We start from the raw sequence: 20,377 nt of genomic DNA, 5'->3' as shown, positions 1-20,377 counted from the left end.
CTACAGTTATACCTGAATGAATTTATCTACAAACTCAACAGAAGATATTTCGGAGAAAAACTCTTCGATAGGCTCGTTATAGCAGGAATTACAGGTTATGACTAATTGCGGATAATCAATTCAAGAAAAATCTTTTCGGGATAAAATAGCAGATAAGACAGATTTTTTAAAGATCGCATTATTCGATATTTGGATAGCAAATGAAGACAGAAACCATAATAATTTTAATTTGCTCTTATATGCTTCCCCAGATAAAATAAACTTTTTCTATGCCATTGACCACGTTAATATTTTTAATTCTACCTTTCTGGATTATGGGATTGCAGCATTGACTGAAGATGATTCTATAATTAAAACTGATATTGCAAAAGTGCTATTTGGCAGTGATAGGAAATTAACAGGCCTTGTAGATAACTTGGTGGAAATGTTATACATTTGCAGTAAAGAATGTGATAATCAATTAGATGATATTTTAGATGTAGTGCCCGATTCTTGGAACATTGATAAGGCATTGATTAAGAAGAAGATCATTGATAATTTATTTTCTAATGATTGGAAAAATCAATGTGCGCTAAACTTTAGAGCGTTTGTACAATCTTTTTGCAGTTAATAAAATGAGAACTATTTATTCCATACTGTACATTAACTTAAATACTGCTCTTAATGAAAGGGTTAGTATAGGTATTGTGGTATCTAATGGTTTAGAAAATTATTTTAAATTCTCTGCTACCAAGCTTTCTGCTTTTAAAGCAATTTTGAATGCTGAAAAATATAGCCTGGTAAAAAGCTATCTTAAATCCATAGAAAAAGAGGTGGTAACCAATAAAGTTACTCACACTACTACATTGTTTAATCCAAAAGATGTTAAAAACAATTGGATTAGTGAACCTTATTTAGCTTACCTTTCTAACTATTCAAATAATATCATTCAGTTCGCTCCACCAAAAGCAATTGATGTCGATTTAAACGATAACACCTTTAAAAGAATTTTTGAAAAATATATTTTCCCATTTTCTGAAGACACCAATGAAGCTCCAGCCTTTAATGTTCATTCTATAGTTAAAAAGCAACTGTTTCCTAAAATTGAAAAAAGGGTCAATCTTGAAAAAACATTGACTTCTAAGGATTTTGAGAACTTGTTTGCACCCATCGAGATCGATTTTATAGGCGTAAACGGAATTCCTGTAGCAGGCCAAACTATAGATTTTGAAAAGAAGCATTATTACCTTGAAAATGATGTTGCCCGATTTGTATCTTTAACAAAGGCCATAGAATTAGAAGGTGATTATAAAGGTAAATACTTTGTTTTAGGAAGAGAACCTCAAAAGAAAGTAGACAAGAATCACTTATTGTGGAAACATATTAGAGATACTGAGTTTCTGGAATTTGTTGATATTGCTGAAATAGGAATTATTGAAGATTACCTTCAAAAGAATGATGTAAGACCTTTCTTTGAATAAAATTGTACTAGAAACAATCGAAGAGTTTTTATAGAAAAAAGGAACATTCCAGGACGTTCTTTTAGGGAAATAAAGATGAAATGTTCTCTTTTTCCTTTAGATATTCAATGAGCAATTTATTGTAACATTCCTTTTCGGACTGAATGATACAACCCATTCCAATAGTTTTAATATCATACTTTTCCTGAAGTGTCTTTGCTAATTCAAGATCGTAGCCTATTCCAAACTGAAAATAAACAAGTTGTCCATTTTTTAAGTCAGTTGAAAATCGCTTTTCCATTTCTTCACAAGTTTCTATTTCAGAGTATTCATAATATATTTTGCTAAGCTGTACCGTCTTATAAACTCTGGGAAATATATACAAGTTCAGCACTAAACTTAGTCCAAATGCTCCAATCATAATTTTGGTTACTAAATTTCGCCAAGTCTTATTGAAAAAATATAATCCCGCACATAAAACTCCAATTCCGAAGAATATTTTAGCATATTTTAATTCAATGGAATCAAAACTTGTTTCAGTCAATTCATTATTGTGGTTGTAAATAGTTAATACAAATGCTGTAGTAGCTAAAATTAGAAGTATGTATTTTGTCCTACTGTTCAATTGGTATTAAATGTTAGCAACGAGAGCTATAAAAATAAGTAGTCCATTTATTGAAATTTTCATAATGAAAATTCCGTGCATTAATTAGAAATTCATAACGCTCTATTTTACTTAAAGCTCCATTTTTATCCTTTTTTTTGGCATTCATATTTTGATTTCCTATGTTTTCAAATGAAGCACAAAGTACATATAACATCCACAAGTTACTTCATATCCATTCTACTTAAAGTACTAATTTAACTGATTCTTATTTTTTTAAAAGTATATATAACTACGTGTTTAATAAAAATTCCCGCTATCTCCATCCCATAAATCTAACCAAAAAACCACAAACTTCATTACGGTTTTCCCTAAAATCTGAAAAGTTTATGATGAATAACCTTATTAAATCCCTGATTTCCGTAAAACCCCAACATCTTAAAACATTCTTTGGGAACTATTTCCCTACCCGTGTATATTTGTAATGAGATTTGTCTGCCAAAAAAAGAACTGATGTCTTTAAAAGAATACATACAACGCTATATTAATCTATCTGAAGAAGAATATACCCTGTTTCTCTCCTATCTGGAAACCCAATCTTTTGCGCCCGGAGCGAAACTACTGGCTTATGAAGAACGGTGCCAAAGCCGCTTTTATATCAAAAAAGGATGTGTACGAATGTATGGTTATACTGAAAAAGGAAAAGAACAAATCTATCATTTTGGCATCGACAACTGGTGGATTTCCAATTATGAAAGTCTGCTGAATGATACGCCTTCACATCTGGTTATTGAAGCGATTGAACCTACCGAAGTATATTGCTTAACTTCAGAAAAATTTGAAGAATTGTGCCTAAAAATACCTAAAATCGAACGCTTGTTCAGGATGATTATGGAACGTGCTTATATGGCTTTTCAAAAACGGCTCGAATTTCTATTTAGTTTATCTTCAGAAGAGCAATACCGGCATTTTATTGAAGCGAATGCCGCATTCACGCAACGTGTTCCCCAATATATGTTGGCTTCTTACCTTGGCGTAACGCCAGAATTTATTAGTAAAATCCGCTCCAAAATGTAATCCTATTTGCTTCTTAATCTAGATTAAGAATATTCAACTTTATTCCCTGTAGGTTTGTATACAACACAAATCTAACAATGGAAATCACTTTAAAAGATAGTTTAAAATCGATCGTATTAGGGCTTCTGGCCGCCTTATCGATTTACGTTTGTATCTTACTACAGCTACCGGCCTGGGTGTTGTTTATAGGTTGGAGTACTTATGCACTTTTCTGTACCACCAAAACCAATACATTAATTTCATTTTTGGAGGAAACTGCGGGAATGCTATTGGCGTATTTCATTAATATCTTCGGAATTTACCTCAACACATACACCCCAGAATTTGGAGTATTGCTTTCGGTTTTTGGTATCGTAACGCTCCTCTACTGGGTGACCAAACTAAAACTTTTTAATAATCTTATCACCTACTTTTTAGGGATGACCGCCTGGTTTAGCTATCCATCCGATTCTTTAAACGATCTGCCTATGCTTATGCTCAGTTTAGGTTTAGGAATTGGTTTTGGCTACGCCTACACCGTATTCGATGGACTCATTTCAAATTATAAATACAATGGAAAACAGAATTAACATTCAGCAACTTGAACCGAAAGCGTACAAAGCGATGCTTGGACTGGAAAAATATTTAGCGACTACCAGCCTGACTGACATCGAAAAGGAGTTGATCAAAATAAGAACTTCTCAAATCAATGGCTGTGCTTACTGTATAGAAATTCATACGAAAGATGCGCTACGCTATGGGGAAACCCAAAAACGGATTTTTGCTTTAAGTGCCTGGTGGGAATCTCCGCTATTTGATGAGAAAGAAAAAGTATTGCTGAAAATGACGGAAGAAATCACCCATATTCAACAAAAAGGGCTGACTGAACATACGTATACAGCAGCGCAAAAACATTTTACGGGGAATGAAATAGCAGCGATCATTATACAAATAGGAACTATCAATTTATGGAATCGCATTGCAATATCCACTCATTTAAAACACGAAAACTAATTCCAATGAAAAATTTTTCAATCATCAATGTAGAAACTGAAGATGAATTAAAAAAATGCTGGGAAGTGGTCAAAATCCTTCGGCCCAATTTCAACAAAGAGAAATATTTGCGCTATATAAATGAAATGAGGCGCGAAGGTTATCAAATCATCGCGGCACTCATTAATAATGAGATTGCTGGTTATGCCGGATTTAGATCGATGACTACGCTACATAGTGGTAGAATACTTTACCTGGACGATTTGGTAACGTCTCCCAAATACAGAAAAATGGGAATAGGCACGAAGTTGCTCCAACAAATCAACGCCTTGGCCAAAGAAAAAAATAAAGAAGCCATCACCTTAGACAGCAGTATAGATCTTACCTCAGCTCATAGGTTATACCTTAACAACCATTATGCGATCGTGGCCTTACATTTTAAAACAGCTATTAAAGCGTAAAAGGTATGGGTAAGAATATTTTAATGATTAAAGCCAGTGCAAGAATTAAAAATGCTACCAGTAGAAAATTGGCCGATTTTTTTGAAAAAAGCAGGAAACAGTTTAGTCCTACAGATCATTTTATCCATAGAGATGTGGCCCAATATCCTATTCCGCATATTTCTGAACAGTGGATTGAAAGTGCCTTTACCCCAAAAAGTGATAGGACGAAAGCTCAGCGAAAAATCTTAAACCTGAGTGATGTTTTGATAGCCGAGCTAAAACGTGCCGATCTTTTAGTATTGGCCACACCAATGTACAACTGGTCTATTCCCAGTGCTTTAAAAGCCTATATCGATCACATCCTTAGGATGAACGAAACGTTAAAAATTAATCCAAGTACTCCCGAAAATCCATATAAAGGACTTCTGAAAAACAAGAAAGCAATTCTAATTTTAGTTAGAGGAGGTAAAGGATACAACAAAGGAGATTTTTATGAACATATGGATTTTCAAACTGAATATTTAAAAACAGTTTTAAATATTATGGGCATCAAAGATTGTGAGATCATTCAAGTAGAAGGGGTGGATATCAATCTTATCGAGGCCAAAAAAGCTGTTGAAGAAGCTAATAAGGAGATTAAAAGCTTGGTCCAAAAGTTTTAATTGTCATCTTATAATTTGATAAATATAAAGTATCGGCAGGTACAGATTTCTCTAATAAATAATAAATTATGTTACAAAAAATCGACAAAAACAGTAATGTCATCAATTGGTTTGAAATACCGGTTCTTGATACAGAAAGAGCAAAAAAGTTCTATGAAACAATTTTTGATATAAAAATGACGACTCGGCATTTTCCCGAAAGCAATGAAGAATTAATATTTTTCCCATTTGATCCTAATATAAAGCAAGCTTTATCTGGAAGGGTTACGGGTGTATTATCGAAATCACCCGATAGAAAACCTTCCAACAAAGGAATTTTTATATACCTAAATGCAAGTCCTAAAATTCAAAATGTAATAGATAAAGTAGAAATGGCAGGAGGAAAAATTATTATTCCTAAAACCGAGGCGCCTTTTGGTCTATTCTCGATAATATTAGATTCAGAAGGCAATCGTATTGGTTTGCACTCTGGGGCTTAAGAGATTCTATTTCAGAAAGAAATTAGAAGGGAGAATGTAAAGATCATAGCCATAATTTAACTCCTCTAGCTCTAACTTAGGATCGATGCAATTGAAAAATATTATCGGACTATAACACGGGAAGTCAGGATATTCCCGTGTTTTGCTGCGGAACTAAAAAATAGACCGTAATAGAGCATCACAATATGTCGTCACCCTGAATTGTCACATTGAGCGGAGTTGAAATGTCGATTAACCAGGTAGAATATTCTATTTCAGAATCTTATTCTCTAGATTATGTTTTTCAGTACGGTTATGAGATTAAAGATTCTATGCATAATCCCTTTTCTTTTTTAGGGCACTGTCGCTTATTGGTTTTGAAATTCGTGAACCTCCTTTCGTCGGTTTGCATTGCTACCCTTAGGCAAAAGTTTAGGGCAAGTGAAAGAAACAAACCCGCCTGCCGGCGGGCAGGAAAGTCTAGGCTTATTTTTACATCCTTGAAAACTACACCAATTCCTTATCCTACGGATGGCAACCGCTGCGCTAGGCCATCCTCCTCGCCCACCGCTGCGGAATTGATTTGTTTTGCTACGGACAAAAAAGTAGGCCGGAATAAGCATCACAATGCGTCGTCACCCTGAACCTGCCTGCCGGCGAGGCGGGCCTGATTCAGGGTCTCATCTTCAAAATCTATTTTTTTAAATTCAGTATGAGATTCCGGGGTCAATTCCGATAGCTATCGGAACGGAATGACGCAAATAAGCATTATTGAAAATTCACTCAATGATGCAAAATGGTTGACAATGGGTCAGAAATAATTTATGATGAATCATCTAAATTTTATAAATCTTAGCTGTCGGTTTTTCCTTCTTTTACGTTCGGATGGTACTAATATAAGTCCAGGCAATAAACAACAGTTGTAATGGAATTCTAAACCATAAATAAGTAAGTCCATTTCCGTCAAATGTACCTTTTTGATAGTTCACATTATGTATGGATGCATAAATATTAGCAGGTAGTATTAGGAGAAGAAATAGAATAAGTGCCCACCCGGTTATATATTTAAATTTAGGAATTAAGAGACCTATGGCAAGTAAAATTTCAAAGACTCCGGTTAGATAAACTACTGAGGTTTTATAAGGTATAAATGCAGGGATCATCATCGACATTCCTTTGGTAAATGCAAAATGACCCATTGCCGTAAACACCAGCATTATGGCCATTGCAATTCTTGCCGCCAATCTAAAATCATAGGTTTTACGTATCAGCTTTATGATCAATAAAGCGAGGGTAAAGCTTACTAACAAAACAATTAATGGTTTCATATTTTTTAATTTATAGAAACACAAAGTTCTGTAAAGCGTGAATAGAAATAATGAACCTAGGTTAAGTAATACGTTTTCTTATTCTACTCAAAGCTTGTGGCGTTACGCCAATATAGGAAGCTATATATTTTAAGGGAATTTGTTTTAATAGTTTTGGCCTATCAGAAAACAGGCTTAGATATCGTTCTTCTGCGGTTTGGCTTAATAAGGAAAGTTCTCTTTTCGATTTTCTTAGGTACATATTTTCAGCCATTTTTCGGCCAATAAGATTCCCGATGCTGGTGTTTTTATAGACTTCTTGTAAGTCTTTATAGGAAATCTGCCACAAAATAGTTTCGGTTAAGGTTTCTATCTGGTATTCAGAGGGGGTTTGGGTTAAAAATGAATCGTAGGCGGTCAAAAATTCGTTTTCGAATAAAAACCCGAAGGTTACATCGGCCTCTTCTTTTGGGATATAAAGGCGAACGATTCCTTTAGCAATAAAGGATAAATGCTGCTCTATTTTTCCGATTTTTAATACCGTGGTGTTTTTGTCAAACGGTACTTCTTTTAGTTTGGAAGAAAAAAAATTCCAATCAGAATCGTTCATTGGAGAAATATGATCAATAAACTTTCTGATTTGGTCCATTTGAGTGTTTTTTACTTGTGGTTAATGATTTGGGGTGTGGTCAAAATTAAGATAGCTTATATGACGACTTTTATGTTTTCACAATTGTTTTCGAAGGGCTTAAGAATGTAATTCTCGTTAGTTGTTAGCAAAAGTTTTATTCAATGTCCAATTCGTATCGGACTTTTAACTGTTTAATACATCCCGAACATTTTCCACAAGCAAAGTTCGAAATATGACAAGAATGAGCCATTGTAATTAGTTCTTTAGGAACCTCATAATGTTCCGCTAATTCGTGGCTATAATATTCCAAAGTTGGACAAATTACCTTTATTCCTCCTTCCTGATAAAACAATAAACTATTTATAAGTTCATAGAATTTTTTGGTGCCATCTCTATGAAAATCATCTGATCTAACAGATGCCAAATATATTTCTTTAATATTGTCTTTTACTGACTGCATTGCCGCAAGTGTTATCAAAAGCTGATTACGAAACGGCCACCATTCATTAGATGGTGAAATATTTTCACTAATTGAATTCGCTAATGAACCAGAACCTAAATGTTTACAGTCAACTCTTATAACCTTATGTTCAATTTTCAATTTTTTACAAATATAATTTGATACATATATTTCTCGTTCAGCAACAGTTTGTCCGTAATCAACAGTATAAGCTATTTCAGGCTTTATACCGTATGTTAAACAAATTGAATCAACACCACCCGATAATAAAACTGCCTTTTTCATAAACTCCAAATAGTTTGGTATAATGCTGTTGTTAAATTACTATTCATTGTAAAATTACCAGGCTTTAACATTAATAGTTTTTTTTCATTACAAGTTCGATGGTATCCTACTATTTTTTTATCATTAGCCATTGAAAAGCCCGATTCTATAAGTGTTCCAGAGTCTAAATTGTCTAGAACAACGAAGATTACATCAGAACTTTTAATCCCCTCAATATCTTTCTTTGCAATTGTTACAGCTTCTCCTAATCCAATATCGTGAAATGGTGAGAAAACTTTTACTCCAAATGAGAGTAAAGCGTTGCGGATTTTATCAACTAAAATCAATTCAGATAATGCAAAAAATGGGGAAGCTAAATAGACTTGCTTTTCAGAAATATTTTTTGCTTTAAATTCCTGATATTCAAACTTAAAATTGTTCATACAATCAACATACGCCTTTTTATCACAAAAAACGGCTGTAGATTTTGATGCCAATAGTGCAGATTGTTCCAGAGAAAGTTTTTTATCCATCCAATAATATCCAAAACTTGCAGTAAATATATCTCCAGAGCCTATTTTATGTACATTATTAGTTACATAGCAAGGTATAGTGTGTTCCTCAGATTCAGTATATAATGTTGCACCATATGGTCCATTTTTAATAATAAATGCTTTAACTTTTTCTTTCGTAAAAAAGTATTTTTTTATGTCTTCAATGTCTCGACTTGATGATATAGAATAAGCTTCATTTCGGTTTATTATATACACTAATTCTTGCGCTTTCCCGAAATCACTAAACCTTTTAGGTTTTATTGAAGTTTGAGGATCATAAACAACTCTTTTACAGTTGATTTCATACTCAGATTCAAGCATTCCGAATGCAATTAAATCGTCTCCTTCAAATCTCCATTCTTTTGCTTTCTTTATATTAAGAATATTAGGAAAAATTGAAGGCTCATCCAATGCGAAACTATATTGAAATGTTATTAATTCATCGTACGGATGGCAGTCAAATTTTAAATTTGGATAAACCTTTTGATTTTCTTTTAGAAAGTTTGAAACTTGCTCATTACCGTTCGTTATAAAATTTACCTGACTTTTATTTTCAAGTAAAAACTTAGCACTTCTAAAGCCTGAACCAAAAATCTCCATTGAAACATCATCAAAATTAATTTCCCGATATGTACCTCCAATTATATTGATCATAGTTAAATGCTTTTAATTTTAACCTCACAAGTTGGTGTATTTATACTTTGAATTTCTGCTTGGTACTGTGTACCGTTTTCAATACAAGCAATTATATCTTGAGTATTATTGTGCAATATTGCTCCTAGTATTTCGCCGTCACCGTCTTCCAAAAGAATTTCATCATTATTACCTATAACTACATCCAAAACAGTTCCGACATTATGTTTTGATAAAACTATTAGACTTATGGATGAAACATTGGTTACTATAATACTTGTTTCGCAATCAAATTTATTTCGTTGTGGAGGTATATAACCTCCTCCTCCAGATCCACTCATATTTTTATTTATTTTTTTATTTTTTGAAATTTTATTAAATGATTATTTGAAGTCAACACCGAACTGAAAACCTAATAAGATCTCCAGAAGCAGATGAAAAAACAATAATTTAGTGATTGTTATTTCTTTATTCTATAGTTCAATCCCCCTTAATTTCCTATATAATTTTAGAGCATACAGGTCAGTCACACCAGCTATAAAATCAATAATATGCATTACTTTTTCATAAGGACTATTCGATTCCTCAAATGAAAATTGTTTTGGTAATAATCCTAATATTTTATTTTGTTCTTTATCTCTCGATTCTTTTACCGTCAATGCAGAAGTAACAAAATCTTCTACCAATGCTGACATAATTCGGAAACCAGCAATTTCAAGTTGAACAACTTTTTTTGCATTGTAGATTTTTTTAATAGAAACTTTTTCTATCTTTTTCATTACAGATTCAAGCTCTACAATACTGTCTATTAAACTTTTTTCATAATTCCCCCTTAAAATAGCTTCTCTATTTTCCCAAAAAGCATCCGAGGTTTTGTAAATCAATGTATTGATAGCTTTTGCTCTTAAATAAGCAATTGATTCATTAGGGTCTTCCTTAAGAGATTTAGCTTGTTTCTTTACCCGTTTAATATTATCATTTGAATTCGTTTCAATTATTTTTAAAAAAGAGTTTTTTACTTCCTTATATGATAGAATACCTAAACGATGAGCATCTTCATAATCAATAATATTGTAGGATATATCATCAGCTGCTTCTACAAGAAAGACAAAAGGATGTCTTTTGTATGATATACCTGTATCTACATCATCTTTAACTAGATTTAATTCCTTGGCAATATCTAAAAAGACTTCTTCGTCGATTTTGAAATATCCGTACTTTTTTCTGTGTAATATATTTTTATTCGAAGCAGTAGATTCGCAAGGATATTTTAATATAGACACTAGAGTGCTATAAGTTAGTCTAAAACCTCCTTTTACTCTACCTTTTTGTTGTAAAGTTAATATTCTCAATGCATTTGCATTACCTTCAAATGTTGTAAGGTCTTTCCATTCTTCTTTGGAAAACTGCTCTTTAAAAGTTATATCTTCTTCCTTTTCTGTATCTCTTTTTTTAAAATATTTTGATATAGCTTCTTCACCAGAATGACCAAAAGCAGGATTTCCCAAATCGTGAGCCAGACAAGCAGAAGCAATAACACTTTTGAGACTATTTCTGTAAAATGGTCTAGCATTATCATCATTTTTTATTTCATCAAGTGATGCGATTTTCTTTCCTATAATTTTGCCTAAGGATCTTCCAACACTAGCAACTTCAAGTGAATGTGTTAATCGGTTGTGTACAAATACTTCTTCAGGTAAAGGAAAAACTTGAGTTTTATTCTGGAGTCTTCTGAATGCACTCGAAAATATTAATCTATCCCAATCACGCTCGTATTCTGTTCTAATATCTTTTTTTCCTTTTTGCATTCCATACCTATTAGGTGAAAAGCAATTATTCCAAGTTATTTCCATTTATTACGTTTATGTGATCAATCGAGGAAAAGCGGTTAAAAATATATCACGCTCATTACCAACTTCATAAAAATAACTAAAAGCACACAAACCTCCTTACGGTTTCCCCTAAAGGCTAAAAAAAATCGACAAAGTACTTTATAAGTTGTTAATTATCAATAGCTAAAAATTTTATCCGTATATAAACAAATTATCAATTTCGCTTATATGTTGATATTCGTTTTTACATAAACCTCCAGACTTATCAGCTTTCCATCTTTGAATTCGGCATCTTTTAGGGTGCGTTCTTTCTTAAAATCGAGCTTCGCCATTGCTTTTTTGCAATTGTGGTTTTCGGTTTCTACAAAACCCTCAATTCGGTTAAGTTGAAGTTGTTGAAATCCGTAATTGGTAATTAACGGGAGTGCTTCGGTCATTATTCCCTGTCCCCAAAATTCCGGAAGCAGCCAAAGTCCGATTTCCGCTTTTTTCTCGTTCATATTCAGGTCATTCAGTCCACCGGCACCGTAAAACGTCTCCTTATCTGGTGAGCAAATGGCCCACCAGCATTGTTTGTCTTCGGCAAACCAGCGCATCTGCTCTTGGGTGGCTTCCAGGCTGTCGTAACGAATCCCGTAATACCGAATCACTTCCGGGTGCGAAAGTCCGTTAAAAATATGCTCAAGATCGCTCCCCGTGATCTCACGCAGTACGATTCGGTCGGTTTTTAAAGTGGGAATATTTTTCATTACTTCAAGGTTCAAATTAGTGATTTTTGAGGTCTTTTTTTTTTGACTTCAATAGGCGTTGAGCTTTTTTAGGATGTGTTGAGTGACTTGCTTCCTTCTGCTAAAGAAATTCGGGTTTTCTTCAGCAATAGGTTTCGTCAATCGGGTGGCAAAAAAGTACACATTATCGTTGGTGGTGAGATAACCCACCCACCAGCCAATGTCTTTTCCGTTGTCCCTGGCCCATCCCGTTTTATCTCGAAAGGTGTAGTTTTCTTCACGTTCAGAAATCATTAGCTGCTTTACTTTTTCCATATTTTCTTCAGCAAAAGGCAGGTTGTTTTCATAAAGATCGATTAAAAATTCGACCTGATTTTTCGGCGATATGGCAAAATCTCCATAATTCCAGAAATCATCCCCTGCTTCGCTTAGGTCATTATTTCCGTAGCCGATTTTTTTCAGAATGCTTTTGTACTTGTTTCTTTTGATTTTCTGGGAGGCTTTTACATAAAACCAGACGGTGGAGTTTTTATAGGCGGTTTTTAAATCGGTATCGTGCTCCCAGACTTTAAACGGAAACCCAAAATGTGATTTTGGCTCCCCATCCCATTGATAGATTTCATTTTCGTCGTTCACAGCTCGGTATTCCAGCAAAATAAGGGAATGTGGAATTTTAAAGGTTGAAGCGGGCAACGTGGCGATTTCAGCATCTTTGATATCGGTAAAAAGCCATTGCTTGTGTTTATAATCGTAGATCGTGGTGCTGCCTTCCAGTTGTAAACTGTCGTAAACAGATTGAAATTTGACCTGCCCGAAGAGCGTAGTTGTAAAAATGATGAAAATGATAGGGATAGGTTTCATTGTTTTTATTTTTCTAGTTTATAATGCTTTATTGATTTTTTTCCTTTTTTAGATCACGGTTGCTTGTTGGTTTTGGGGTTCTTTGAACATTCCCTTTTCTTTTTTGCATTGCGTGGCTTTGGGCAAGTGAAGGAAACAAACCTCACAGGTTTATCCCGTATAGCTATCGGGACTGTGAGGTTTAAAAGATTCTTTTTGGGGCATTTCGATAAAAATTTTCTGCGAAAATTCACTCAATGCCCCAAAATGCTATAAAGAAAATTCATCTTAAAAATCAGGGTTTTAGTTATTGTTTTTTGATTCTACGTTATTTTTTTGTTCGTCATTCCGTTCCGATAGCTATCGGAATTGATCCGGAATCTCATTCTGCATTGAAAGACAAAACTTAAGGATGAGACCCTGAAACAAGCCCGCCTCGCCGGCAGGCAAGTTCAGGGTGACGGTAGCACATTATGATTCATCATAGCCCCAAAATGCTTTATACCCCAATACCTTCCAGCACAAAATCAGCGCGGGTTTTTGGGGTGGTTTTAGGGACTTCGATAATCTGGTAGCCGTAGTTGGTATAGGTTTCTTTCATTTTACTATGCGTCAATAGCACCTCTTCCCAGTCTTGCTGGCGCTCGGCATCGGTTTGGTAGATTTCCTGCCAGGGCGGAAGCATAAAAACCTTCGGGTTATATTTCCAATTTTGGGCATAGGATTGCATTTCTTGGCTAATGGGCGAATCGATAAGTTGGGCATAACACAGGGGATCTAAAAACGACCGATCAAAAAATACGGGCTGATCTTGGTGATCCTTTTTTTCGGTGTTAGCATAACTTTCCACAGATCGATCAAACATTAATTGTTTATAGCGTTCTTTATTTTTCCACGGCAAGGCGTCACCGTTGGCGTGTTGTTGTTCTTTGATGAGCTGCCGGGCGATTTCAGGAACTACGGGATAGCCTCTGTTTTGGAGTTCGGTTAACAAGGTGGTTTTGCCAACGCCGGGACCGCCGGTGATCACGTAGAAATTGTTATGTTGCTTGAATGAAATCATTTGCTTTTCAATAATTTTTTCGTTGATTTTAGGGGAAAATGGACTTGTTTTTTAGCTTACTGATCGCTTTTTAACTTGCTGTAAATTTGCAGATCGGTAAAGACATTTCCGGTTAAAATCTCCCCTTCGCGTTCTATTCCTTCGAGCTTAAAACCTAAACTTTGCGGAATTTTAGAGCTTGATATGTTTCCCTCCGCGCACTTGATTTGGATGCGGTTAAGGCCAAGTTCCTGAAAGGCAAAATCACAGAGTTTGGCTACCGATCTCGTCATAATGCCTTGTTTTTGGTGGGCTTCAGAAAGCCAATAGCCTATTTCGGTTTTTTGGTTGAGTCGGTCGGTATCTTTAAAGCCGATCAGCCCCACAAATTCGCCGTTTTTCTGAATGGTGAACACGTATTCAAATTTCGTTTCGGGAGCATTTACAATGGCGTCCACAAAGGTTTGGGTGTCGGTTAGCGTTTTGGTATAGGCGACAAACGGAAGCCATTTTCCCAGGTATTCGCGTTGGCTATCGATGGTGTTAAAGATGGCTTCAGCATCGGTTTTTTCTACTTGTTTTAGTTGTAATTGGGCATCAATTTCCAGTTTCATCGCTTCAACTTTTTACACCTTTCCTGCTTTTACTTCGGCTTTATAGAACTCTTTAAGGTGATTTTTTCCGTAGGTTTGGGCGACATTATCATCGGCCATCGCGGTTAAAAAGAATTCAATGGGGCCATAGGTTTTAGAAGAGGTAAAAGTCCTTAACGCCCAAATAATGCCTTTTCTTACCCAATGGGGCAAATGGGTAATTTTAATGGGTTTGCGCCAGGCTTGTAGAGCGATGGTGGCGAGTTGATTTTGACTGAAAATATCGGGTCCGCCCACGCTTTCTTCCGCGCTGCCTTCGATCATTTTATCCACGCAAAACTCGGCAAGATCGGCGCCGTGAATTGGGTTTAATTGTTGTGTTCCGTCACCAAAAAGGTACACCCTGCCGCCTTTGGCCATCGTGAGAAAGTCTTTCATATCTGAGAAATAGCCATTGGGCCTGATGATACTTTGCTGAAGGGCGGAATTGGTCAATTCATCAACAAATTTTTCTTTGGCTTCAAAGATTTTTAACTGGCGGAGTTTGTCGCCGTTGATGGCGGAAATATACTGAAAGGCCTGCACCTGGTTTTTTAGGGCTTCGTGGAGCAAATTGGCGTTGCCCTGGTAATCGACATTCATATAGGTGAGTCCATCTTTTTGGCGGGTGATGCCCACGGAAGAAAAGACCCAATCGATGTTTTGGGTGATGCCGTTTAGGGTTTCGGGACGGGTAATTTCGCCTACAAAAATATCGTCAACGTCTGTAAAAAGTTGCTTTTGGGCTTCTCTTCGGATTAATATTCGCACCCAAAATCCGCGTTTTTTAAGTTCTTTGACGAGATACTGACCTAAATATCCGGTGGCGCCAGCGACCAACACTTTTTTGGTGTTCATTTTTTAGGACAAAGCTAGCGGTTTGGTGGTTTATTTTTCTTGACGATGGTCAAGAAGTGTTCATTTTGTATAAAATATGCTCTTTCGGTTTTAATTGTTTATAGAACATCTAGTTGGTTATGGTAATTGCGTTTTCAATAGAATGTTCCTTACTTTTCTTTAGCTCGCTGCTTTCTGTTGTTTTTTTGGTGCTCGTGAACCTCTATAGTCGGTTTGCATTGCGTGGCTTTGAACAAACCTCACAGGTTTTTGAAACCTGTGAGGTTTAAGAGATTCATTTTGGGCATTTCGATACATATTTTCTGCGAAGATTCACTCAATGATACAAAATGTTTTAAAGAAAATTCATCTTGAAAATCAGTGTTTTAGTTATTGTTTTTATTTTTCTCTTTTATAATGAATATTTCTAATAATCATAATGAGTTGCCGTCACCCTGAACTTGTCTGCCGGCGAGGCGGGCTTGTTTCAGGGTCTCATCCTCAATGTTCTGTTTTTAAATTCGGGATGAGATTCCGGATCAATTCCGATAGCTATCGGAACGGAATGACGAAAACAAAGAATTATTAAAAATTACGGATAATAAAAAAACTATTTTGCTTAGCAGGGAGTGGTTATGGAGATCTGGTAAAACACTCACAGGTTTATCCCGTATAGCTATCGGGACTGTGAAGTTTAAAAGATTCATTTTGGGCATTTCGATACCAATTTTCTACGAAAATTTACTCAATGTCCCAAAATGGGTGAAAAATGCTATTCTTTTTGGAGTACTCGGGTTTTGATCCTGCTTAGGGTTTCGGGGGAAATGCCTAAAAAGGAAGCGATATAATGTTGGGGGACGCGCTGAAAGAGTTGGCCTTGGGTGTTTAACAAATCGAGGTAGCGCTCTTCTGCAGATTTGGTGACGAACGAGGCGATTACTTTTTGACAGGTGATGAGTTCGTTTTCGGTAGCGATCCGGGCAATGACTTCTAGTTTGGGGACTTTTTGGAGTAAAATTTCGATAGCAGATTTGGTAAAAATCAGCAGTTCGGTGGGTTCTACGGCTTGATAATTTTCAATGGCGGGAATGTTGTAGGTGTAGCTTTCGCCGGCACAAATAAACTGTCCTTCGGTGTAAAAAAAGGCGGTTTTGTCGTTGCCGTTTACTTCATAAAAAAGTCGGGCACAGCCTTTGGTGACAAAGTAAATTTCGTCGGCTACTTTTCCTTCGGTAAAAATAAGTTCGTTTTTTCCAAAGCTTTTTTGCTGAACGGCTTCGTAAAGGGATTGTATTTCCTGCGGACTTAGGGAAATGTATAATTTTATGGTTTCTAGTAATTGCTCCATTTTGGTGGAATTGTATGGTTGCCAGGTCGCGTACAAGCGCGTTACGGGATTAAAGATAGTATTTTTCGGCAAAGCTGCGGGATTGACTTGTTTTGCAACGGATAAAAAACTGAATTCTTCTTGCGCTGATTTTCGATAAAAAGGCTTGGTTATTTATGGTTTTTGGTACAAGGCTTTTACCTTTTGTAAATTGGTGGAAGGACCAATTTCATAAAAATAGTCTTGTTGCCATTTTTGCGTGCGTTCGGCTTGTTTGCTGTTTACTTTATCCCAATTGGGATAGACCCTGAAAGCGCGTTTTCCTTCTTTGTTTTGGGTGGAAAGGATTCCTTTTTGAAGGAGTACTGATTTTGGAAAGACAAATTGCCCAAATTTGTGTTCTGTCCGCACGTTGACTACATAAAAATCGATGGGATCGTTCTGGGTAAATGGTTCTATGGGGCCATTTTGGTTTCGTTTCCAAAACGTCACAAATTGCCCGGCTTTTTGGGGGTGATTTTCGCGTTTCTGCTCAGCACTTTCATTCCGTTGAGTTGAAATCTACAGGCGTGATAGTCTTTGCTTTCGGTTTCGGTGATAAGGTCTGAAATCTTAAGTGCGCATTGGTCGTAAATTTCGGTTTTCAACTGGCTGAGATTGTGATCCATTGGGGCTACTGGATTGTTTTTTGGGGTTTATTTGGTGTTTCAGGCTGTACTTCCAAAGGTTTTAAAAACCAATAATCCCGGAAATTGGGGCGCAAAAATAGTGAATTCCGACTGATTTTTTAGTGTTTTGAATTCTGAGATTTGAGGGGTTTGGTGGTGGGTTTTGCAAGAACACTCTAAACTGAAAATCCCTGAATTTGTGGGCAGGCGTGAGGATTTTCAGAAGTAGGTGAAAACAAGCAATTACTTATAGTCTTCTTTTGTTAGCGGCTGGCTTTCTTTTATTAGTCTTTCTTATATTTTTCAAATAGTTTGTGTATGGTTTAAATTCCTTTTTACTTTCTATTTCGTCTTTTGATTTTATAAGAATTCTTTCTGGTGCATCAATGAAGTTATTTCTAACTTCTATTCCTGTTATGTTTTGATTTCCTTGATATTTAGTTTTCCGGTAACTTATTTTAAAACCATTTTCTGTTATTATTTCTAAAATTACAGTTTTTTATTCATAAACCGCAATTTGCGATAAACCGATGTTGGCAACTGCCACAGTTCTTATAAGATTGGACTTTTTGCATATCCGAAAATCTGCCAAAGTATATCAAAATTTGGTTTTAAAAGTTCTTTAATATTGGCATCATAAGATGATACGTTTATTAAAGGAAAATCGATATTATCTTTTGTGAATTCAGGAGTTATATAGGCGCTATTCCGATTCATTACTTTTCCTTTTACATTTCTAAAGCTGAATGAAATATAGAAAGGAGGATCAATATCTACCTTGTTTAAAACTTTTAAAGCTTCTTCTATGTAAAATATTGTATTATCCATTAAAAGGGGCCCATCAAATCCCATTTGCTCGTGAAAACCTTTGGCAAATATTTTAGATGAGTAAATCTCATAAGTTCCATTTCTAAATAACTGATTATATTTTGAAATAACTCTTATATTATCTGAAGAAGAATAAGTCATATAACCATCAATGTTGTACATATAGTTCCAGCCAGAATTATATGAATACGAAAATGGTTTCATTTCTCTTTTTAGATCATTTTCATATAAAGTAAAATCGGTAATTACTTGTTCTTGAAAATTGTTTGGAATTATATGAATGAAGAATGAAGTCTCTGTATCAAGATTTGGAAGTGTATCTAATGAAATAACTTCTTCAATTCTTTCTCTTCTAAAATTCTTTATTTTTTCGACAATTGCCTGATTTTGAAGAAACATTTGATTTAACTCGAATGTATCTACCAGAAATTTTCCACTATTTCTTCTTTTGTAGAATTTATTTGAACTTTTATAGGTAACCATAGATGGCAATCCTAATCCCTTTGGAATTCCGAGAATCAAAATTTTACCATTCTCAAATTGAATTTCCTTTAGTGCAATATGAGTAATGCTCGGATCAGTAGAATTTTTCAAAATATCCTCAATCTGTTGCGATAATTTATCAAAATTCTCTACTTCCAAATTTACTATTTGTAGAGGTTTGCCAGTGTTTTGATCATTTTCATCTTTTTCTTCTTCTATTCCGAAAATTATGCATCCACCGTCCGTATTATACATTGCTGAAACATCGTATAAAAACTCTTTTTTATCATTATCTTTTTGAAGGTTAAGCTCCTTCTTATAATCTAATGTTTTACTTTCTTGGATTTGATTTTCTATAAGTCGAATTATATCTTTTTTTTCAAGTCTATCGACTTTAGTTCCGAATAGATACATAGAATTTTGTTTGTGTTTGTTGCCAACGTAGATATAACACAACTCTTGTTTTGTTATATCCATTTTAGTTCAATTATAAAATTACCCAAAAATCTATAATATCCCTTACGGTTTTCCTTAAAATACATCCTAACTCAGCTTTCCCGAGTAGGAAAAACGTAGTTCTCTTGGAAAGCTTTAGTGAGAATGTAGGAAATTAAGGCTAATTTTTTTAATCCTTTGAATTCTGAGATTTGAGGGGTTTGGTGGTGTTAGTATTGCAAGAAAACTCTAAACTGAATATCCCTGCCTTTGCCAGCAGGCAGGCGAATTTTCAGAAGCAATTATTTTTACACGGCTTTGTTGGCAACTGGCTTATTTCTTTCGACTAATTTTTGCAGGATATTGTCTGGTGTCAAATACATCAGCTATTCTGATAAATCCTTTTTTCTCGTTAACAGAATAAATCAATTTATAATTTTTATAAACCAGATATCTATAGTCAATTTTTCGATTTTGTAGTCGGATTTCTTTTTGTCCGATAAAAGGAGAGTTTTCTAAATGCTCAGATTCAAGAATAATTTCACGAACAAGTTTATTAGCAATGTTCAAGCTTGCTTTTTCTCTGTAGTATTCAAAAATTTGATCAAGCTGCGTTTCTGCAAAATTAGACCAAATTACTTTCAATTCCAATTACTCGTATTTGGCTAATAAATCCGATGTTGATTTGAATCTATTATTTTTGAAATCAGATTCAGATTTTTCTACTCGCTCGTTTAATTCTTCAGCGCTCATTGAATCGGAATGCTTATTTTTCTTCTCTTTCTTTAAGAGTTTTTCAAGACGTTCAATAGCCTCTTCGCTCTGAATTTTCAAAAATTCCTGTACAAATTCTATTTTTCTTGTCTGCAAATCCATTATTCAACTTTTAATCAAATATAATGAAATTTAACTTTAATGATTTTAGTTATGAAATTTTTTAGCTTGTTGCCAACGGGAAACGCATTGGCGAAGTGGCGGATAACTTAAACCGAAAGTTCAATTTAGCGAGAACGTAGCCGATGTGTTTCCACGGAAGCTAAATTATTAAAAAAAGCTGAAAAGTTGAAGTTTGCACTTAACCCGCCATTTTGCCAATGCGATGTTGAACTAAACCTAAAGGTAGCTTCAAGAGATCGTTAAATCACTATTCACTACCTTTAAGTATTGTGTAATTAATTCATTGAAAGTTATGAAAAAAAAGTAGTACCCTCATAGAGAGGG

The 20,377-nt window shown here is 35.0% G+C and carries 24 protein-coding genes and 2 pseudogenes; 9 read left to right on the top strand and 17 right to left on the bottom strand.

The window, feature by feature from the left end; translation table 11 throughout:
- The 3 genes and pseudogenes from L1967_RS20670 to L1967_RS20660 form a co-directional block, all read left to right on the top strand.
- Positions 1-105, top strand: a pseudogene (locus L1967_RS20670) (IS1595 family transposase); the annotation flags it as partial.
- Positions 106-229: 124 nt separating this feature from the next.
- Positions 230-610 carry a hypothetical protein gene (locus L1967_RS20665; RefSeq protein ID WP_249603403.1) on the top strand — a complete coding sequence of 127 codons (381 nt, stop codon included), beginning with the start codon at positions 230-232 and terminating at the stop codon, positions 608-610.
- 4 nt (positions 611-614) lie between these two features.
- Complete coding sequence (locus L1967_RS20660) at positions 615-1,460, top strand: hypothetical protein (protein ID WP_249603402.1); 846 nt, start codon at positions 615-617, stop codon at positions 1,458-1,460.
- A gap of 61 nt (positions 1,461-1,521) precedes the next feature.
- Here L1967_RS20660 and L1967_RS20655 read toward each other — a convergent pair whose 3' ends face one another.
- Positions 1,522-1,860, bottom strand: coding sequence for an FEKKY domain-containing protein (locus tag L1967_RS20655; protein WP_249603401.1), 339 nt, complete (start codon positions 1,858-1,860; stop codon positions 1,522-1,524).
- Between the two features lie 696 nt (positions 1,861-2,556).
- Between L1967_RS20655 and L1967_RS20650 the strand changes: the two genes are divergently transcribed.
- The 6 genes from L1967_RS20650 to L1967_RS20625 all read left to right on the top strand — a co-directional run bounded on the left by L1967_RS20650 (position 2,557) and on the right by L1967_RS20625 (position 5,676).
- Entirely contained in the window at positions 2,557-3,120 is a 564-nt protein-coding gene (locus L1967_RS20650) for a Crp/Fnr family transcriptional regulator (RefSeq protein ID WP_249603400.1), read from the top strand.
- 77 nt (positions 3,121-3,197) lie between these two features.
- Positions 3,198-3,689, top strand: a complete 492-nt coding sequence (locus L1967_RS20645) for a DUF1097 domain-containing protein (RefSeq protein ID WP_249603399.1) — start codon at positions 3,198-3,200, stop codon at positions 3,687-3,689.
- Complete coding sequence (locus tag L1967_RS20640) at positions 3,673-4,113, top strand: carboxymuconolactone decarboxylase family protein (RefSeq protein ID WP_249603398.1); 441 nt, start codon at positions 3,673-3,675, stop codon at positions 4,111-4,113. The genes L1967_RS20645 and L1967_RS20640 overlap by 17 nt, the downstream gene beginning before the upstream one ends.
- Positions 4,114-4,118: 5 nt before the next feature.
- Positions 4,119-4,553, top strand: coding sequence for a GNAT family N-acetyltransferase (locus tag L1967_RS20635; RefSeq protein ID WP_249603397.1), 435 nt, complete (start codon positions 4,119-4,121; stop codon positions 4,551-4,553).
- A gap of 5 nt (positions 4,554-4,558) precedes the next feature.
- On the top strand, positions 4,559-5,197 hold the full coding sequence (locus tag L1967_RS20630) for an FMN-dependent NADH-azoreductase (protein WP_249603396.1): 639 nt from the start codon (positions 4,559-4,561) through the stop codon (positions 5,195-5,197).
- A 68-nt stretch (positions 5,198-5,265) separates the two neighbouring features.
- The gene (locus L1967_RS20625) at positions 5,266-5,676 is read left to right on the top strand and encodes a VOC family protein (protein WP_249603395.1); all 411 of its coding nucleotides are present in this window, start codon (positions 5,266-5,268) and stop codon (positions 5,674-5,676) included.
- An 854-nt stretch (positions 5,677-6,530) separates the two neighbouring features.
- Here the strand turns inward: L1967_RS20625 and L1967_RS20620 are convergent.
- The 16 genes and pseudogenes from L1967_RS20620 to L1967_RS20545 all read right to left on the bottom strand — a co-directional run bounded on the left by L1967_RS20620 (position 6,531) and on the right by L1967_RS20545 (position 20,032).
- Positions 6,531-6,983, bottom strand: a complete 453-nt coding sequence (locus L1967_RS20620) for a DoxX family protein (protein ID WP_249603394.1) — start codon at positions 6,981-6,983, stop codon at positions 6,531-6,533.
- Positions 6,984-7,044: 61 nt separating this feature from the next.
- A complete protein-coding gene (locus L1967_RS20615; RefSeq protein ID WP_249603393.1) occupies positions 7,045-7,611 on the bottom strand; it encodes a Crp/Fnr family transcriptional regulator in 567 nt (188 codons plus the stop codon).
- 136 nt (positions 7,612-7,747) lie between these two features.
- On the bottom strand, positions 7,748-8,338 hold the full coding sequence (locus L1967_RS20610; RefSeq protein ID WP_249603392.1) for a 7-cyano-7-deazaguanine synthase: 591 nt from the start codon (positions 8,336-8,338) through the stop codon (positions 7,748-7,750).
- A complete protein-coding gene (locus tag L1967_RS20605; protein ID WP_249603391.1) occupies positions 8,335-9,525 on the bottom strand; it encodes a PfkB family carbohydrate kinase in 1,191 nt (396 codons plus the stop codon). Before L1967_RS20605 ends, L1967_RS20610 begins: the two co-directional genes overlap by 4 nt.
- A gap of 2 nt (positions 9,526-9,527) precedes the next feature.
- Positions 9,528-9,845 carry a hypothetical protein gene (locus L1967_RS20600; RefSeq protein WP_249603390.1) on the bottom strand — a complete coding sequence of 106 codons (318 nt, stop codon included), beginning with the start codon at positions 9,843-9,845 and terminating at the stop codon, positions 9,528-9,530.
- A 132-nt stretch (positions 9,846-9,977) separates the two neighbouring features.
- Positions 9,978-11,312 (bottom strand): dGTP triphosphohydrolase, encoded by a 1,335-nt coding sequence (gene dgt / locus L1967_RS20595; protein WP_249603389.1) that lies wholly within the window; start codon positions 11,310-11,312, stop codon positions 9,978-9,980.
- A 248-nt stretch (positions 11,313-11,560) separates the two neighbouring features.
- Positions 11,561-12,085, bottom strand: coding sequence for a GNAT family N-acetyltransferase (locus L1967_RS20590; protein WP_249603388.1), 525 nt, complete (start codon positions 12,083-12,085; stop codon positions 11,561-11,563).
- Positions 12,086-12,133: 48 nt separating this feature from the next.
- The gene (locus L1967_RS20585) at positions 12,134-12,925 is read right to left on the bottom strand and encodes a penicillin-binding transpeptidase domain-containing protein (protein WP_249603387.1); all 792 of its coding nucleotides are present in this window, start codon (positions 12,923-12,925) and stop codon (positions 12,134-12,136) included.
- Between the two features lie 478 nt (positions 12,926-13,403).
- On the bottom strand, positions 13,404-13,967 hold the full coding sequence (locus tag L1967_RS20580; RefSeq protein WP_249603386.1) for an AAA family ATPase: 564 nt from the start codon (positions 13,965-13,967) through the stop codon (positions 13,404-13,406).
- Positions 13,968-14,023: 56 nt separating this feature from the next.
- Complete coding sequence (locus tag L1967_RS20575) at positions 14,024-14,560, bottom strand: GNAT family N-acetyltransferase (RefSeq protein WP_249603385.1); 537 nt, start codon at positions 14,558-14,560, stop codon at positions 14,024-14,026.
- Positions 14,561-14,572: 12 nt separating this feature from the next.
- The gene (locus L1967_RS20570) at positions 14,573-15,436 is read right to left on the bottom strand and encodes an SDR family oxidoreductase (protein ID WP_249603384.1); all 864 of its coding nucleotides are present in this window, start codon (positions 15,434-15,436) and stop codon (positions 14,573-14,575) included.
- Positions 15,437-16,187: 751 nt separating this feature from the next.
- Positions 16,188-16,763 (bottom strand): Crp/Fnr family transcriptional regulator, encoded by a 576-nt coding sequence (locus tag L1967_RS20565; protein WP_249603383.1) that lies wholly within the window; start codon positions 16,761-16,763, stop codon positions 16,188-16,190.
- 153 nt (positions 16,764-16,916) lie between these two features.
- A pseudogene (locus tag L1967_RS20560) lies at positions 16,917-17,287 on the bottom strand (MepB family protein).
- 675 nt (positions 17,288-17,962) lie between these two features.
- Complete coding sequence (locus L1967_RS20555; protein WP_249603382.1) at positions 17,963-19,198, bottom strand: AlbA family DNA-binding domain-containing protein; 1,236 nt, start codon at positions 19,196-19,198, stop codon at positions 17,963-17,965.
- A gap of 291 nt (positions 19,199-19,489) precedes the next feature.
- Entirely contained in the window at positions 19,490-19,807 is a 318-nt protein-coding gene (locus L1967_RS20550) for a type II toxin-antitoxin system RelE/ParE family toxin (RefSeq protein WP_249603381.1), read from the bottom strand.
- Complete coding sequence (locus tag L1967_RS20545) at positions 19,808-20,032, bottom strand: hypothetical protein (protein ID WP_249603380.1); 225 nt, start codon at positions 20,030-20,032, stop codon at positions 19,808-19,810.
- Positions 20,033-20,377 lie beyond the last annotated feature (345 nt).

Source organism: Zunongwangia pacifica (genome assembly GCF_023499215.1).
GTDB lineage: Bacteria > Bacteroidota > Bacteroidia > Flavobacteriales > Flavobacteriaceae > Zunongwangia > Zunongwangia pacifica.
The sequence above is the reverse complement of the archived record's forward strand: the minus strand, read 5'-3'. Positions and strand labels throughout refer to the sequence as shown.